At 67.1% G+C, this 17,024-nt stretch carries 11 protein-coding genes and 2 pseudogenes; 4 read left to right on the forward strand and 9 right to left on the reverse strand.

Annotation, left to right across the window (positions count from 1 at the left end):
• Positions 1–66: 66 nt before the first annotated feature.
• The 6 genes from treZ to EET03_RS11875 all read right to left on the reverse strand — a co-directional run bounded on the left by treZ (position 67) and on the right by EET03_RS11875 (position 10,168).
• Complete coding sequence (gene treZ, locus EET03_RS11850; protein WP_075542853.1) at positions 67–1,791, reverse strand: malto-oligosyltrehalose trehalohydrolase; 1,725 nt, start codon at positions 1,789–1,791, stop codon at positions 67–69.
• Positions 1,784–4,084 carry a malto-oligosyltrehalose synthase gene (gene treY, locus EET03_RS11855; RefSeq protein WP_075542854.1) on the reverse strand — a complete coding sequence of 767 codons (2,301 nt, stop codon included), beginning with the start codon at positions 4,082–4,084 and terminating at the stop codon, positions 1,784–1,786. The genes treZ and treY overlap by 8 nt, the downstream gene beginning before the upstream one ends.
• 3 nt (positions 4,085–4,087) lie before the next feature.
• The gene (gene glgX / locus EET03_RS11860) at positions 4,088–6,271 is read right to left on the reverse strand and encodes a glycogen debranching protein GlgX (RefSeq protein WP_099194148.1); all 2,184 of its coding nucleotides are present in this window, start codon (positions 6,269–6,271) and stop codon (positions 4,088–4,090) included.
• Between the two features lie 89 nt (positions 6,272–6,360).
• Positions 6,361–8,505 (reverse strand): acyltransferase family protein, encoded by a 2,145-nt coding sequence (locus EET03_RS11865; RefSeq protein WP_075542856.1) that lies wholly within the window; start codon positions 8,503–8,505, stop codon positions 6,361–6,363.
• An 85-nt stretch (positions 8,506–8,590) separates the two neighbouring features.
• Positions 8,591–9,415, reverse strand: coding sequence for an NlpC/P60 family peptidoglycan-binding protein RipD (gene ripD, locus EET03_RS11870; RefSeq protein ID WP_075542857.1), 825 nt, complete (start codon positions 9,413–9,415; stop codon positions 8,591–8,593).
• A gap of 333 nt (positions 9,416–9,748) precedes the next feature.
• The gene (locus EET03_RS11875) at positions 9,749–10,168 is read right to left on the reverse strand and encodes a hypothetical protein (protein WP_063470318.1); all 420 of its coding nucleotides are present in this window, start codon (positions 10,166–10,168) and stop codon (positions 9,749–9,751) included.
• A gap of 84 nt (positions 10,169–10,252) precedes the next feature.
• Between EET03_RS11875 and EET03_RS11880 the strand changes: the two genes are divergently transcribed.
• From EET03_RS11880 to EET03_RS11895, 4 genes are read left to right on the forward strand one after another with little or no spacing between them, the layout of a single operon-like run.
• The gene (locus tag EET03_RS11880) at positions 10,253–11,560 is read left to right on the forward strand and encodes an adenosylmethionine--8-amino-7-oxononanoate transaminase (RefSeq protein WP_075542915.1); all 1,308 of its coding nucleotides are present in this window, start codon (positions 10,253–10,255) and stop codon (positions 11,558–11,560) included.
• Positions 11,561–11,566: 6 nt separating this feature from the next.
• A complete protein-coding gene (locus EET03_RS11885) occupies positions 11,567–12,727 on the forward strand; it encodes an 8-amino-7-oxononanoate synthase (RefSeq protein ID WP_075542858.1) in 1,161 nt (386 codons plus the stop codon).
• Positions 12,724–13,398, forward strand: coding sequence for a dethiobiotin synthase (gene bioD / locus EET03_RS11890; RefSeq protein ID WP_075542859.1), 675 nt, complete (start codon positions 12,724–12,726; stop codon positions 13,396–13,398). Before EET03_RS11885 ends, bioD begins: the two co-directional genes overlap by 4 nt.
• Entirely contained in the window at positions 13,398–13,907 is a 510-nt protein-coding gene (locus tag EET03_RS11895; protein ID WP_075542860.1) for a 2'-5' RNA ligase family protein, read from the forward strand. Before bioD ends, EET03_RS11895 begins: the two co-directional genes overlap by 1 nt.
• Here EET03_RS11895 and EET03_RS11900 read toward each other — a convergent pair.
• The 3 genes and pseudogenes from EET03_RS11900 to EET03_RS11910 form a co-directional block, all read right to left on the reverse strand.
• Positions 13,908–14,775 (reverse strand): annotated as a pseudogene (locus tag EET03_RS11900) (hypothetical protein).
• A pseudogene (locus EET03_RS11905) lies at positions 14,772–15,131 on the reverse strand (hypothetical protein). The pseudogenes EET03_RS11900 and EET03_RS11905 overlap by 4 nt, the downstream one beginning before the upstream one ends.
• Before the next feature lie 5 nt (positions 15,132–15,136).
• Positions 15,137–16,972: a V-type ATP synthase subunit I domain-containing protein gene (locus EET03_RS11910; RefSeq protein ID WP_099194378.1), complete on the reverse strand. Its 1,836-nt coding sequence runs from the start codon at positions 16,970–16,972 to the stop codon at positions 15,137–15,139.
• Between the last annotated feature and the right edge of the window lie 52 nt (positions 16,973–17,024).

Consider the following 17,024-nt stretch of genomic DNA (forward strand, 5'->3'; position numbering starts at 1 on the left):
GGGCGAGCAGACGCAGAATCGCACTGTTGTGACCACAACAGTGCGATTCTGCGTCTGCTCGCGCCCTTATCCGCAGCGGAGAATGGCGACCGAATGGCCTTCCAGCGCAGTGTGATCGGCATCGACTGCCGGCTCACCCCAAGCCAGCACCACTTCGCCGGTGACGGGCACCGGCACCGGCTCGGCGCCCAGGTTGCACGCGATGCGCAACCGGCCGCGGCACACGATGATCCAACGCCCGTCTTCGTCGTAGTCGACGATCAGGTGCTCCAGCCAGGGATCGGCCATATCGGGGTCGTTGCGCCGCAACGCCATCAGATCGCGATAAAAGCGGTGCACGAGCGCGTGTTCGCCGGCATGGCGCTCATCCCACTTCAGCTTGGAGCGCGCAAACGTCTGCGGATCTTGGGGGTCGGGGATGTCGTCGGCATCCCAGCCGTGCTCGGCGAATTCGGCCTTGCGTCCCTCGGCGGTGGCCCGGGCCAGCTCCGGTTCGGGATGCGAGCTGAAATACTGGAACGGCGTCGAAGCCGCCCACTCTTCGCCCATGAAAAGCATTGCTGTATAAGGTGATCCGAGGGCCAGCGCGGCCTTGATCGCCAGCTGGCCACCGGTCAGGTTTTGCGACGGGCGGTCTCCGAGGGCCCGGTTGCCGACCTGGTCATGGGTGCAGGTATAGGCGAGCAACCTGGTGGCCGGGATGGTCGCGGTATCCAGCGGCCGGCCGTGGCGGCGGTGCCGGAACGACGAATAGGTGGCCGCGTGAAAGTAACCGTGCCGCAAGGTGTGTGCCAGTGTGGCCAGCGAACCGAAATCCGCATAATACCCTTGGCGCTCGCCGGACACCGCGGTGTGGATGGCGTGATGGATGTCGTCGGACCATTGCGCGGTCAGCCCGTAACCGCCGCAATCGCGCGGCGTGATCAGCCGCGGATCATTGCGATCGCTCTCGGCGATCAGCGACAGCGGCCGCCCCAGCTGTTTTGACAGCCAAGCAGTTTCGCCGGCGAGTTCTTCGAGGATATCGATGGCGGTGGTGTCCACCAGCGCGTGCACGGCGTCCAGCCGCAGCCCGTCGGCGTGAAAGTCGCGCATCCAGCGCAGCGCACACCCGATGATGTAGCGGCGCACCTCGTCGGAGTCGGCGTCGGCGATGTTGATGCCGTCGCCCCAGGGGTTGCTCGCCGACGAGAGGTAGGGCCCGAACCGCGGCAGGTAGTTCCCCGACGGACCGAGGTGGTTGAACACCGCGTCGACCAGCACCCCCAGACCGCGTGCGTGGCAGGCGTCGACGAACCGGATCAGCCCGTCGGGTCCGCCGTAGGGTTCGTGCACGCTGTACCACAGCACGCCGTCGTATCCCCAGCCGTGGGTGCCGGCAAAGGAGTTGACCGGCATCAGCTCGACCAAATCGATCCCGAGATCGACCAGATAGTCCAGCTTTTCGATGGCGGAGTCGAAGGTGCCGGCGCCGGTGAAGGTGCCCAGGTGCAGTTCGTAGATCACCGCGCCTTCGATTGAACGGCCCGGCCAATCGCCGTCGGTCCAGGTCGCATCGGCCGGGCCCCATAATTGCGAGCGTGCGTGCACCCCGTCGGGTTGCCGCGGTGATCGGGGATCGGGCAGCACGGTGGGGTCCTGGTCGAGCAGATATCCGTAGCGGGCGCGCGGTGGCGCATCGACGTCCGCGTGCCACCACCCGTCGTCCGAACGAGTCATCGCGTGCACCCGGCCGTCGACGTCAAGGCGCACCAACTCGGGTTTGGGTGCCCAGACCCGAAATTCAGTCACGGTTGCGCTCCAGCAGGACGACGGGCAGGTCTGCGAAAAGTTCGGCGGCCGAGGTCGGCCCGCTTGCCGTGGCGCCGGAAAGCCTGTCGGTCCAGGACCCATCCGGTAGCGGCACCACGGTGTTACCCCAGCCGGTTTCCTCCAGCCGCACGGTCCAGCGGGTCACCGCGACAACGATGTCCTCGCCGCGACGAAACGCCACCACATGGTCACTGGCGTCGCCATCGGCCAGCACCGGAACGTAGCCACCATGCAGGAAGCTGTCCGGACGGGAGCGCCGGAGCCGAAGTGCGGTGGTGACGACGCGAATCTTGGGGTGTGCCAACGCTTTCAGTGCGGTGCGGCGGGCGGTGTAATCGACGGGCCGACGGTTGTCCGGGTCGACCAGGCTGTCGTCCCACAGTTCGGTGCCCTGGTAGACGTCGGGTATCCCGGGTACGGTCAGCGCGAGCAGCTTCTGACCCAGCGCGTCGCTTGCCGCGTGCGGGTGTAGTTGAGCCACCAGCCCGGTCAGCTGCTCTGCCACCGGACCGTCGAGCACGGTATCGAGCCAGCGGTGTGTCGCGTCCTCGAAATCGGTGTTCGGGTCGTTCCACGAGGTATGCCAGGCCGCTTCCCGAATGGCCTTCTCGGCGTAGTGGTGCAGCCGGTCGCGAAGCTCGCCGGTCACCTCACCGTTGACGGGCCACACCCCGAAGATGTTCTGCCACAAGAACTGTTCCGTCGCCGGGTCGGGGGAGGGCACCTGGATCTCCCAGCGAGCGACGAACTCGGCCCACAGCGACGGAACCTGCGAGAGCACGCCGATCCGGGCGCGCACATCCTCACCGCGTTTGGTGTCGTGGGTGGTCAGCGTCGTCATCGTGTGCGGCCACATCCGGGCCCGGGTGGCGGCGCTGTGATGAAACTCCGCTGCCCCCACTCCGAAACGGAGCGGTTCGCCCCCTACCTCGTTGAGTGAAACCAGCCGGGAGTCGCGGTAGAAGTAGCAGTCCTCGACCGACTTGGCGGTCACCGCGCCGCAGAGCTGCTGCAGCCGGGTGGCCGGTTCGCCGCCACCGGCCAGTGCCGCGGCGACGATCTGCAGCGCGGGCCCCAATTCCGGTGCCGCCGCCTGGGTTTCGGCCAAGCCGGTGGGCATTACCGCGGCCAGGCCCGGGTAGTCGCAGCGGTAGACACCGATATGGGTGAGCAGCGCGGCCACCGCCTCGGGCAGTAACGGGTCATCGGCGCCGGCGGCGGCCACGATGGTCCGGCGCAGCCTGCGCAACTCGCTTGCCAGGGTGCCGGTGGCCGAACGGATCTTCAACGCGGCCAACATTTCCGGCATTGCCTGATAATTCACTCCCGCGGACTCGACCAGGGCGGTGAGCTCCTGGGCTCCGCTGGGATCGACGAAGAGTCCGCCGATGTCCCGCAATACGTCGTAGCCGGTGGTGCCGGCCACCGGCAGCGTGGACTCCAGCGCCTCGTCGGCGGCCAGGATCTTTTCGATCACGATCCATGCGTCCGGACCGAGCAGTTCGCGCAACCACGCGAGGTATCCGCACGGATCCGACAGACCGTCAGGGTGGTCGATGCGCACGCCGTCGACGAGGCCCTCGGCAAACCACCGGGCGACCTCGGTGTGCGAGGCGTCGAACACCGCCCGGTCTTCCTGCCGCAGCCCGGCCAGCGAGGTGATCGAGAAGAACCGGCGATAGCCGCATCGCCCGTTTCGCCAGCCCACCAGCCGGTAGTGCTGACGGTCGTGCACCTCCGGGCCGGTGCCCGCCGCGGTACCGGGTGCGACGGGCAGCGTCAGGTCGCCCAACCGCAGCAGGTCCTCGTCGACTTTCAGGTCGGCGACATCGTCGTCGGAGCCCAGAACCGGCAGCACGATCCGGCCGTCGTCTTCGAGATCCCAGTCGATGTCGAAGTAGCTGGCGTAGGCCGACGACCGGCCGTGCCGCAAGACGTCCCACCACCAGGCGTTCTGCTCGGGCTTGTCGATGCCCACATGGTTGGGCACGATGTCGACGACCAGACCGATGCCGCGGGCTCGGGCCGCTTCGGACAACCTGGCCAGCCCGTCTGCACCGCCAAGCTCCGCCGACACCGTTGTCGGGTCGGTGACGTCGTAGCCGTGGCTCGACCCCGCGGCCGCGGTCATGATCGGGGACAGGTACAGGTGCGACACGCCGAGTTCGTCGAAGTAGTCCAGCAGGTTTTCGGCGTCGGAAAAGGTGAACGCGAACCCGCTCGAGGCACCGCGTAGTTGCAGCCGGTAGCTGGACAGGACGGGCAAAGCCATGCGTCACAACGTCTTACGGAGCACAAGCAGTGAACGGGCGGGCAGCGAGATCTGCTCTCCGGCGTTGACGACCTGGTTGGAGTCGCCGGACGGGTCGTCGGTGTCGAGCTCCACGGTCCACTCCTGCGCGTAGCTGCCATGGGGCATTACGAAGTCCACCGGTTCGCCGTGAGCGTTGAAGCACAACAGGAATGAATCGTCGACGACTCGCTCACCTCGTGCGTTGGGTGCGGTGATCGCGTCGCCGTTGAGAAACACCGCCACGCACTGGTGAAAGCTCTTGCCCCAGTCCTCGTGTGTCATTTCCCGGCCGTCCGGCGTCAACCAGGCGATATCGTGCACTTCGTCGCCGCTTCGGATCGGTTCGCCCTCGAAGAACCGGCGCCGGCGAAACACCGGGTGGTTCTTGCGCAACGCGGTCACCTTGCGCGCGAAGGTCAGCAGATCCGAGCTCTTGTCCACCAAAGTCCAGTCCATCCACGACAATTCGGAGTCCTGGCAGTAGACGTTGTTGTTTCCGTTCTGGGTGCGCCCGATCTCGTCGCCGTGCAGGATCATCGGTGTGCCTTGGCTGAGCATCAGGGTGGCCCAGAAGTTGCGCATCTGGCGGCGGCGCAGCGCCGTGATGTCGGGGTCGTCGGTGGGTCCTTCGACGCCGCAGTTCCACGACCGGTTGTGGCTTTCTCCGTCGCGGTTGGCCTCGCCGTTGGCCTCGTTGTGCTTTTCGTTGTAAGACACCAGGTCGTTGAGGGTGAAGCCGTCATGGGCGGTGACGAAGTTGATGCTCGCGCTGGGGCGGCGGCCGGTCGCCTCGTAAAGGTCCGACGACCCGGTCAGCCGGGAGGCGAACTCGCCCAGGGTTGCGGGCTCGCCCCGCCAATAGTCACGCACAGTATCCCGATACTTCCCGTTCCACTCCGTCCACAAACCGGGAAAATTGCCGACCTGGTAGCCGCCCTCACCGACGTCCCAGGGCTCGGCGATCAACTTGACCTGGCTGACCACCGGATCCTGCTGTACCAGATCGAAGAATGCGCTCAACCGGTCCACGTCGTGCAGCTCTCGGGCCAGGGTCGCGGCCAGGTCGAAGCGGAATCCGTCGACGTGCATCTCGAGCACCCAGTAGCGCAGCGAGTCCATGATCAGTTGCAGCACGTGTGGGTGGCGGGCGTTGAGGCTGTTACCGGTACCGGTGTAGTCCTTGTACAGCCGCAGGTCCGTGTCGACGAGCCGGTAGTACGCGGCGTTGTCGATGCCGCGGAAGTTGATCGTGGGACCCAGATGGTTGCCTTCGGCGGTGTGGTTGTACACCACGTCCAGGATCACCTCGATGTCGGCTTCGTGCAGACTGCGCACCATCGATTTGAACTCGGCCACCGCGCCGCCGGGTTGCCGGTTCGACGCGTATTGGTTGTGGGGGGCGAAAAAGCCAAACGTGTTGTAGCCCCAGTAGTTACGCAAGCCCAAGTCGAGTAGTCGGGAGTCGTGCAGGAACTGGTGTACCGGCATCAGTTCCAGCGCGGTGACGTTCAGCGACTTGAGGTGATCGATGATCACCGGGTGGGCCAGGCCGGCGTAGCTGCCCCGTAGTTGCTCAGGGATGCCGGGATGAGTTCGCGTCATCCCCTTGACGTGAGCCTCGTAGATGACCGTCTCGTTGTACGGGGTGACCGGCGCCCGGTCGTACCCCCAGTCGAAAAACGGGTTGATCACCACGCTGGTCATGGTGGAGCCCAGGGAATCAACCATGGGCGGGATGCCCGGGTCGGCCGAATCGCCATCTGGATCCACTGCACTCATGTCGTAGGAGAACAGCGCCTGCCCGAAGGTGAAATCGCCGTCGAAGGCTTTCCCGTACGGGTCGAGCAGCAGTTTGCTGGGGTCACAGCGATGTCCGGCCGAGGGATCGAAGGGCCCGTAAATCCGAAACCCATAGCGCTGGCCGGGGGTGATGTTGGGCAGATAGGCGTGCCAGACGTATCCGTCGACCTCGTCCAAGGAGATCCGGGTTTCGCTACCGTCGTTGGCGATCAGGCACAACTCGACCTTCTCGGCGATTTCGGAGAACACCGAAAAGTTGGTGCCGGCACCGTCATAGGTAGCTCCCAGCGGATATGGGGTACCCGGCCATACGGTACGCAGCATGGGCCCGGCCCCGCCTGAGCGTTCGGCGTTGTTCGGCGACATGGCTTGACCTTATCCGCGTCCGGCATGGCGCCGTTTGGTGATTCGCGCTCGTGTCCGGCTGTTTCGCGCCGCATCGCGGCGGCGCCCAATCACCACCAGCCGGTGATCGCCGCGATCTGTCGCCCCAGTTCGGGTGCCATGGTTCGCATATACGTCGGGGTTAGGTGGTGAGAGTCGCGGTAGATCAGCACATTGCCCTCCACCGCGCGGCAGAAATCCTGCCGGCATATCGCATCCGACATGTCGATGGGCTTCAGCAGCGGAAACTGCGCCACGAAATCCAGGGTGGAGTTGTAGTCGGAGAGCACGTCGGACCGCTTGATCCCGCAGGATTGCCCATTGCCCCCCTTGGCCAGGCAGTCCGCCGGTTTGAATGGTTGGCCGTCCTTGACCATCCACGGGGTGTCCCGAACCGCCAGGATGGGAATGTTGTTATCCGACAACGTTTGCCAGATCCCGATGTAGGTGGCCGGCATCACGTCGCCGGGCTTGATGTTCCACGGCCGGGTAGACGTGGTGAACACGTAATCGGGACGATCGGCGACGAGCTTTTCCATGGTCGCCTGCACCCACTCGCGACACTGTGGGTACGCGGCGTTGTTGCCCATGATCAACGGGACTTCCTCGGTGGACAGCGGGCAGCCCATCTTGAGGTAGGTCACCACTTTGAAGTGGTGCAGACGCCCGAGCAGGTCCAGCGCCGGCAGCCAGTGTTCGGCATGTGACCCGCCGGCGAGCGCTATGGTTCGGGGCGCGTCCCCGTCGCCGTAGGTGCAGTTGACCAGAGCCGGATTGACGAAGTCACTGATGCACCCGTCCCGGGTGGACGCCGGCAGGTCCTCTTTGACTTCCAGGACGGTGGGACGCATCCGCAGGGTGGGCACCCGGGCATGGTTGATCAGGGCTCGGGCGCCGGGATAGTCGTTGGTGCTGAGTCCGCTGAGCTCCTTGCCGGAGGCGCGGGCGACGATGACATGTTCACGCCAGCTGAACGACGTCGCGGTCAACGTGACGCCCAGCAGCACCACCACCGATCCCAGCGCGATGGTCGGCCGGCGCAATCGCAGCTGCCAGGGCATCGCGGCGGGAGTTGCTTGCGCGGTGGCGGCGGACGCCCGGTACCGCAGGGGGTCCTCGACGTGGCGAAGGGTCAGGTAGGCCAGTAAACCCGAGACCAGCAGCACCGCGGTGCCCTCAAGGAAGTTCGCGTGCCGGTGGCCGGTGTAGGAGAGCCAGAAGATGAGCAGCGGCCAATGCCACAGATACAGCGAGTAGGCCATCGCCCCCAACGTCACCAGCGGCCCGATCGCCAGCACCCGGTTCGGCAGGGGCAGTCGATGGCTGGTACCGGGATGGGCTTGCCGGTTGGCTCCGGCCATGATCATCAGCATCGCTGCCCCGACGGGCACCAGCGCCCAGGGGCCGGGGAACTCCTTGACGCCGTCGATCAGGGTGCCGCACGACAAGATTGCCGCCAGCGCGGCGGTGGCGGCGACGGTGCGCAGCCACCTTGGCCAGCGGATGTAGGGCACCGACGCACCGACGAGCACCCCCAGGAGCAGCTCCCACGCCCGCGCGAAGCTGTCGTAATACGCGCTGGCCTGGTTGGCCTGGTGGGCGGCGATCGCGTAGCCGAACGACGCGATCGTGAGCGCGCTGAGCAGCACGACGAACAGCGTTCGCAGCCGGGGTCCCAGGGGACGCCTGAATACATATGCGCACGCGGCAACCAGGAACAGGAATGCCAGATAGAACTGGCCCTGCACTGACATGGACCAGATGTGCTGCAGCGGGCTGACGGCTTCGCCGGCGCGCAGGTAGTCCGACTGCGAGTTGGCCAGTTCCCAGTTCTGGTAGTAACCCAGGCTGGCCAGGCTCTGGTTGGCGAACGTCTCCCAGCGGGTCTGCGGTTGCACCAGCACGGTGAGCAACGCGCAGCCGGCAAGGACCACGACCAGCGCCGGAACCAGGCGGCGGCCCAGCCTGAACACCTCGCTTATCGGCGACAGCTTCACCTCTGGATCAAGGGCCGCCCGCAGTACTTTGCCGCCGAAGAAGAAGCCGGACAACGCCAGAAACACGTCCACACCGCCGGAAACCCGGCCGAACCACACGTGGAATACGGCGACCAGCGCAATTGCGATACCCCGCAAGCCGTCGAGATCATGCCGATAAAAGCCCGCCGCCCGCGACCCCATCGCGGTCGGTGTTGGAGGCGGTGCCAGGGTCTGCATGATCGACCGCTAATTTACCGAAACCCGCCACCGGCCCCGCGCTGAGCAGCGGTGACCGGTGGCGGGTTGCGTTGGGCCGAGAAGGTTACCGGGGGGTGCCGGCGGGTGCGGGCTGCGCCGGAGCCGGCGGCGCGGGCGCTTGCTGCGCCGGCATGTGCTGCAGTGGTGCCTGTTGCGCGGGCAACTGCTGCAGTGGTGCCTGGGTTGCGGGCGCCTGCTGTAACGGCGCCTGCTGTAGTGGTGCCTGTTGGGCCGGCAGCTGCTGCAGTGGTGCCTGTTGCGCGGGCAACTGCTGCAGTGGTGCCTGGGTCGCGGGCGCCTGCTGCAACGGTGTCTGTGGCAGCGGTGTCTGCGGTACCGGCGCCTGCGGCAATGGTGTCTGCGGCGGCAGTTGCTGCCCGGGCGCGGTCTGGGTACCGAGGATCCGGACCAGGTAGGGTGCCATGCCGCTGCTTCGCACCGGCGACACCTGAACGACGTCGCCGACCTCCAGCATCTGGCCGTTGCCGAGATACATGGCGACACTTTGGGTGCCTTCGGGACCGTAGAAGATCAGGTCGCCCTTGCGTGCCTGCTGCGGCAGGACCTTCTGGCCCACTTTGTACATCTCGCCGGAGGAACGCGGGAGCTTGATCCCGGCGCCGGCGTAGGCGTATTGGATCAGCCCCGACGCGTCGAACCCGACGGTGTAGATGCCGGAACCCTTGCCGCGAGTGGGGCCGGTGACACCGCCGCCGGCCCACGAGAACGGCACCCCGCGCTGTGAAAGACCGCGGGCGATGACGACGTCGGTGGCCTGCTGGTAATCCGTCGACCTCAGGCCGGGGTCGGCGGCCGCGAGGCCCGGGACAGCCGCCATCGGGCTGACCATCATCGCCAGACCGATGACGAAGGCGTAGATGCGTTTCATGGGGATCCAACCTCCTGGACCCTGCCGGGCCCTTCTTGCGTCAGCGCGGTGACTTCGCGCCTCAGCCGCCGTTGCATGACTCACGCGGTGGCCGCTACATCGAGACCTGCCGGCGCTGCATGCACTCGGAAGCGTGAATCGTTGGGCCGAAACCACGTAATTCACACCAGTCACTACAGTCACTTTGACAACAGAAGCGGACAACCGCCAGGCCCGGCCGGGATTTTTTGTCTTAACGTGACCGGACGGTGACTGGGCTGACCCAATCTTGCGTGGCAGTTGTGATTTCGGTCTCACCGACGTTGCCGCCGCGTGATCAACCAGATGCGGCGATCAGTGCCAGTATCGTTCGCTGAAGCCGGCCAGCGCATACCCGAGCACGGACGTGACGGTCATGACGCCGACTGCGATGATCGGCCAGAAGGACATGTACCAGCCCTTCACCATGGACACGAACGGCCCGATGACGGCCGCGGCTATGGCGGCGCCGATGCCGCCCCACATCAGCGGATAGATGTAGTAGTTGGCGCCGTAGGGCACCGGAGGGCAATCTTCGGACAGGCACACGTTGTCGGTGAAAGCGAAGAGCCGCGACGGCCAACTGGTTGCGGTCACCAGATAAAGCAGCAACCCCGATACCACAACCGTGCTGATCACATCCCACGGGACGATCCGCAGCTTGAGCACCCGCGGAGCCTGAGGGTCGGCGGTACCGGAGCCGGGACGGTCTTGGGGACGATTCGGCGCAGCCATGCCATGCATGCTCCCGGATGGCCGCGGTTTCCGCGACCCGCGACCGCGATGGGCGGCGGGGCGTCTGCATTACTCTCGGTCTCCATGGCTGCCGCGGTAACGCCCGGGTTGACGCCCGAGCAGATCAGCGCGATCGACGCCGCCCACCTCTGGCACCCCTACAGCACCATCGGCGCCGAAGCGCTGCCGCCCCTAGTGGCGGTCGCCGCCCATGGCGCCTGGCTCACGTTGATCCGCGACGGCCACCCGACCCGGGTCCTCGACGCGATGAGCTCATGGTGGACCTCCATCCACGGTCACGGCCATCCCGTTCTGGATGCGGCCTTGACCACTCAGCTGGCCACGATGAACCACGTGATGTTCGGCGGCCTGACCCACGAGCCGGCGGCCCGGCTGGCCCGGCTGCTGGTCGAGCTCACCCCGCCGGGCCTGGACACGGTGTTCTTCAGCGACTCGGGCTCGGTGGCGGTGGAGGTCGCGGTGAAGATGGCGCTGCAGTACTGGCGCAGCCGCGGCCGGCCCGCCAAGCACCGGCTGATGACCTGGCGGGGCGGTTATCACGGCGACACGTTCACGCCGATGAGCATTTGCGACCCCGACGGCGGCATGCATTCGCTGTGGACCGACATCTTGGCCCGGCAGGTGTTCGCTTCGCAGGTGCCGCGGGACTACGACCCCGGCTACAGCGCGGCGTTCGAGGCGCAGCTGGCCGAACATGCCGCCGAGTTGGCCGCGGTGGTCGTGGAGCCGGTCGTGCAGGGCGCGGGCGGAATGCGCTTCCACGACCCGCGATACGTGTGCGACGTGCGCGACATCTGCCGTCGCCACGAGGTGTTGTTGATCTTCGACGAGATCGCCACCGGATTCGGCCGCACCGGCGAACTGTTCGCCGCTGACCATGCCGGGGTGAGCCCGGACATCATGTGTGTGGGCAAGGCGCTCACCGGCGGATATCTCAGCCTGGCCGCCACCTTATGTACCACCGGCATTGCGCACACCATCAGCACCGGTGCCGCCGGTGCGCTGATGCACGGGCCTACTTTCATGGCAAATCCACTGGCCTGCGCGGTGTCGGTGGCCAGCGTTGAGCTGCTGCTCGAACAGGACTGGCGTTCGCGGATCGCCGAGATAGCGGCCGGGCTGACCGCAGGGCTGGAGCCCGCCCGAACATTGCCCGCGGTCACTGATGTACGGGTGTGTGGCGCCATCGGCGTCATCGAATGCGACCGGCCGGTCGATCTGACCGTCGCCACCCCGGTGGCCCTGGACCATGGTGTCTGGCTGCGCCCGTTCCGCAACCTGGTCTATGCGATGCCGCCCTACATTTGTCCGCCCGCCGAGATCGCGCAGATCACCTCCGCGATGGTCGAGGTCGCGCGACTCGTAGTCTGAACGCCTATGAACGCCTCCCCGCGGGCACCGATCGAGACGTCACCGCTGGCGTGGCTCGACGAGGTCGAGCGGCAGCGCCGCACGGCCGGGTTGCGGCGCTCGCTGCGGCCACGTCCCGCCGTCGCCACCGAACTGGACCTGGCATCCAACGACTACCTCGGCCTGTCCCAGCATCGCGATGTCATCGACGGCGGTGTCCAGGCGCTGCGGGTGTGGGGCGCCGGTGCCACCGGTTCCCGCCTGGTCACCGGCGACACCGAGCTGCACCAGGAGTTCGAAGCCGAGCTCGCCGAATACGTCGGCGCCTCTTCAGGGTTGTTGTTCTCCTCCGGCTACACCGCCAACCTGGGAGCTGTTGTCGGCTTGACCGGTCCCGGTTCGCTGTTGGTGTCCGACGCCTACTCGCACGCGTCCCTGGTGGATGCCTGCCGGCTTTCGCGGGCCCGCGTGGTCGTCACCCCGCACCGCGACCTCGATGCGGTGGAAGCGGCGCTGGGATCGCGCTCCGAGCGGCGCGCCGTCGTCGTCACCGACTCGGTGTTCAGCGCCGACGGCACCCTGGCGCCCATCCGCGAGCTACACGAGGTGTGCCGTCGGCACCGGGCGCTGCTCGTCGTCGACGAGGCGCATGGTCTGGGGGTACGCGGCGGCGGGCGCGGGCTGTTGCACGAAGTTGGGCTGGCGGGTGCGCCTGATGTGGTGATGACGACGACGTTGTCCAAGGCGCTGGGCAGCCAGGGCGGTGTAGTTCTGGGGCCGGCGGCGGTGCGCGCTCATCTGATCGACGCGGCCCGGCCGTTTATCTTCGACACCGGTCTGGCACCGGCGGCGGTGGGCGCGGCGGGTGCCGCCCTGCGGGTGCTGAAGGCGGAGCCGTGGCGGCCCGACGCCGTCCTCACCCATGCCCGCCGCCTGGCCGGGATCTGCGGTGTGCCCTCACCGCCGGAATCGGCCGTGGTGTCCGTGGTGCTGGGTGACCCGGAGATGGCGGTGGCCACCGCGGCGGCCTGCCTGGACGCCGGCGTCAAGGTTGGCTGTTTCCGCCCTCCGACGGTGCCCCCCGGGACGTCGCGGTTGCGGCTGACGGCGCGCGCCTCGCTGAGTGCCGACGAGCTGGAGTTGGCTCGCCGTGTCTTGACCGACGCTCTGGCTGTGGCGCGCGGTTGACCGTACTGCTCGTCACCGGGACCGGCACCGGCGTCGGTAAGACCATCGCCAGTGCGGCGCTGGCGTCACATGCGCGCCAGGCCGGCATCGACGTAGCGGTGTGCAAGCCGGTGCAGACCGGCACCGGCGCCGGCGACGACGACCTGGCCGAGGTGGGCCGGTTGTCGGCGGTGACCGAGCTGGCCGGGTTGGCGCGCTACCCGCTACCCATGGCGCCGGTGGCGGCGGCCCAGCAGGCCGGGATGGCGTTGCCCGCGCGCGATCAGGTGTTGCAGCTCATCAGGGGTCTGGACCGCCCGGGCCGGCTGACTCTTGTCGAGGGCGCGGGCGGGTTGCTTGTCGACCTCGCCGACGGCGGCGTCACGCTGCGCGATCTCGCCGTCACCCTGCCGGCTGCGGTGCTGGTCGTGGTCGGCGCCGGCCTGGGCACCCTCAACCACACTGCGCTTACACTGGAAGCGCTTGCCGCCCAAGGGGTTTACTGTGCCGGGCTGGTGATCGGCAGCTGGCCGGCCCACCCGGGCCTGGTCGAGACCTCCAATCGGTCAGCGCTGGACCGGATGGCTCCGGTGCGGGCAGTGCTTCCAGCGGGCGCCGGCGTGGCCGAAGACTTCGCGGCCATCAGCGCGGCCGCGTTTGACCCCGAGTGGGTGAGAACGCTGGTCGTCTGATGGTTCATTCGATCGAGCTGGTCTTCGACCCCGATACCGAGGCGGCGGTCCGCCGTATCTGGGCCGAGTTGGCGGCCGCCGGCATACCCAGCCAGGCGCCGGCCAGCCGGCCGCACGTGACGCTGGCCGTCGCCGACCACATCGACTCCGATGTCGATGCGTTGCTGCACCCGGTTGCCGGCAAACTGCCACTGAACTGTGCGATCGGCGCTCCGGCGCTCTTCGGGCGCGCCAACGTGGTGTTCACGCGCCTGGTGGTGCCGACGAGCGAGCTGTTGGCACTGCATGCCGAGGTGCACCGGGTCTGCCTGCCGCACACGGCGCCGGCGCCGATGTCCAATAGCCTGCCCGGTCACTGGACGGCCCACGTCACGCTGGCCCGCCGGGTGGGTGGCGGCCAGCTGGGACGGGCGCTGCGCATCGCGGGACGCCCGGCGCAGATCAACGGCAGTTTCGCCGGCTTGCGCCGCTGGGAGGGCAACAAACGGCTCGAGCACCCGATCTGCTGACTATCCGCCGAACAGCAGATACAAGCCGGTGAATGTGTAGCCGACCATGACCAGCATCATGGTGAGTTGCCCGCAGAGCTGATGGCCGGCCGGCAGCAGCCGCAGGGCCTTGTCGGGCGCCGCAATCACCGCCACGATGTGCCCGGTGACCACGCGCGCGACCTTGATCGTAGCCAACACCGGCGGGTGCGTGGACAACACATACGCGACATGCAGGTGCCGCCGAACGGGTCCGCCCGCGCCAACCAGCGCCGGCCGCACAACCATGTCCCGCCCAGCAACACCACGGCGTAGACCAGCAACCACGTCCGCACCGCGGTCAGCGATGCGGAGTCGGGGCTGGCCAATACCATCCAGACGAAAGCGAACAGGCCCGCCGCCGCCGGCCGGTACCCCCAGGCGTCGGGATAGGCCAACCGCGGCCGGCTCATGGGCTCCGGAATGCAGCGCCGCCGCAGCAGATATATCGTCCGTACCGGTGAGACCACTCGCCACACCGGGCCGAACTCCAACGACACCGCAACCAACCCGACCCACAGCAGCACCTAAAACGCTCCCAGCAGGCCGTTGGCCTGCGTTTGCGGACCCCATATCCCGGCCCAGCGCCACCCATACCGCGAATGCCAACCCCAGCCCGGCAGCCGTCCACCGGGTGACGCGGGATTCAACCAGTGTGGTCAGCCCTCGGCAACGGGTGTCCGGGTTTTGCCGGGTCGAACCGCGGCTGGCGCCACGCAACCGCCACCAGGGCGCACGTACAGGTCAATGCCCACGCCGCCGCTACCATCGCATAGGTGTACGGCACCGGCAGACCACCGGACCCCCCGAGGCCATGCGCCAGCACCGCCTCGCCATCAGCGCGGTTCACGGCTGAACGTGAATCGTGGCGATGGTGCGCTTGAGGTGATGTAACTCGACGTCGACATTGCCCGGCAGGTCGACGCTGAACTGAAACGTCTGGTTCGGCGCGGCCGCGACCTGGAACTTGTGATCGGGCACCGAATGTACGTGCAGTTCATCGGTGGCGTCACCGGTGACGCGCAGGGTGATCGGCTACTTGACCTTGGCCTGCGGGGTGGCGTTCGACGGCGTCACCTGGTCGTTGGCGATGGTGACATCGACCGCCAAGCCCCCGGCGGGCGGCTGGCTCGGTGAGCCACCGCAGGCCGCCAGGCCCAAGATCAGTACCGGCACCCAAGCCGTGCTGGCGATACGACGAATCATCGGGGTCAGGCCGCCCGCGGAAGAGGTCGTCTCTCCTGTTCGGACTCCTTGGGGGTGGTCTCGGCGGCATTGATCCGGCCGGCGCCCCAGGTCAGGGCCGCAATCACCATCAGCGTGAAGAGCAGCACCACCACCGATCCCGCGGTGAACAACCACAACGGCGTGTTCTGGTCGCGTTCGCGCTGCAGGACGGTGATTTCCTGGACGAACGGCCGGGTGCTGGATGCCAGGGCCGGTACCTCGGCTGCCGGAATGGCCTCATCGGCTGGCTCGTAAATCGGCACGGCGGTCATCGTGTAACCGTCTTGAACCCTCAGCAGGGTCTTCCACGAGCCCCAGACGGGAATCGGTTGGGTGGACCGATAGTGTCCCGGGCCGACTCGATCGAGTCGGTCGATCACCAGACCTCGGTGGTTTTGCATTCCGCCCTGCCAGGACAGGATGGTGACCCATTCCGGATCACCGCGCACGAGGTCGGGTCGATTGAGCTGCACATCGGCCGACACCATGCGCTTGCCCGGGTCGCTGGGCCGGTCGGTCAATGTGATGGTCGCGGTCGCTTGTTGAGGCACGACGATATGCAGTCCGTTGGCCACCGCGCCGCCGATCGCCAGCACCGTCACCGCCACGACCGTGATCCCGATACCGCGACGCTGCAGGCGTTGGCCGGTGAGCACCATGCCGGTCATCGCCCCGCATAGCCCGGCCAGCACTGCTACCGGCACCCCCATTGCCAGCGCTTCGCCCCACATGCTCACCGGCCACGGGTAGTGATAGACCGCCCCGATCCACAGTGACTCCAGCCAGAGCCCGATGGTGCCGACGCCCAGGCCCGCGGCGGCGCCAAAGGCGATCGGGCGCTTGAACACCGGGGTCAGCGCCAGCAATTCGACGACCACGGCGGGACCCAGATACAGCGGGAACCAGTTCGTCGGAGCCCCCAAAACGGGTCCCACCAGCAGGGCAACCGCCCCGCGCAGCGCAATCGCGAACAACGCCGCCACGATCGCGGCCCCACGGCCCATCGTCATCCGAGCCACCACCAGCCCCAGCGCCGCGGCGGCGGCGATCATCATCGGTTGCAGCACCAGCCGGAACTGCTCCACACCGAAGTCGTATTCGATCTGGTAGACCGACAAGCCGATCAGCAATCCGCCGCAGGACAGATAGCGCAAGAATTTCACGAACCGACGTTCGGTATCCCCTTCTGCCATGGTCCGTCCGCCTTCGTACTCCAGCATGAGCACCGCGAACAGGGAAAATCCGGCGCCGCCGATCATCATCAAGTGGGTCGGGCCCCACAGCGTGACGTCTTGGCCGAAGATGCGATGCCAGATGTCGTCGAGCGGAAAGCCGATCATCGCGTAAAGTCCGCAGCCGGCCATCAGCACACCGCCGACCGGGGCATGCCAGTTGCGGGTGATGCGCACCGGCGCGGGGCCCGGCTTGTCGAAGGGCAGCACCACCGCGATCATGCCGGCCAGGAACACGCCGAACAGGCCGATGATGATGAAGTAGTGGGCCGGGTTGGCCAGCGGGCCGGGATCGCGGCCGTTGCCGATGTGCCAGCTGACGTCCCAGATGAAGCCGAACAGCGCGCAAATGATCGACGTGGTGAACACCAGCACCGGCAGCGCCACCCAGGACGGGCGTTCGAACTTGACCGCCATCCGGTCGGCGAACCGGCCGAGCCAGCCGATCCGGTGGCTGCGGTGCGCATACCCGATCCACAGCATCACCACGCTGATCACCACCGCGGCGATCGAGAGGCCGATCACTTGATTCAAGCTGGCGCCGCGCGCCGGCGCGGCCTCCGCAACAACCGTCAAATCCATCGCCATCGCCTCCACGCCGGGGCCCGCGGGATCTCATCGGCGAGCCGCTGACTCTTTC

Origin of the sequence: Mycobacterium innocens (assembly GCF_900566055.1) — a bacterium.
Lineage (GTDB): Bacteria > Actinomycetota > Actinomycetes > Mycobacteriales > Mycobacteriaceae > Mycobacterium > Mycobacterium innocens.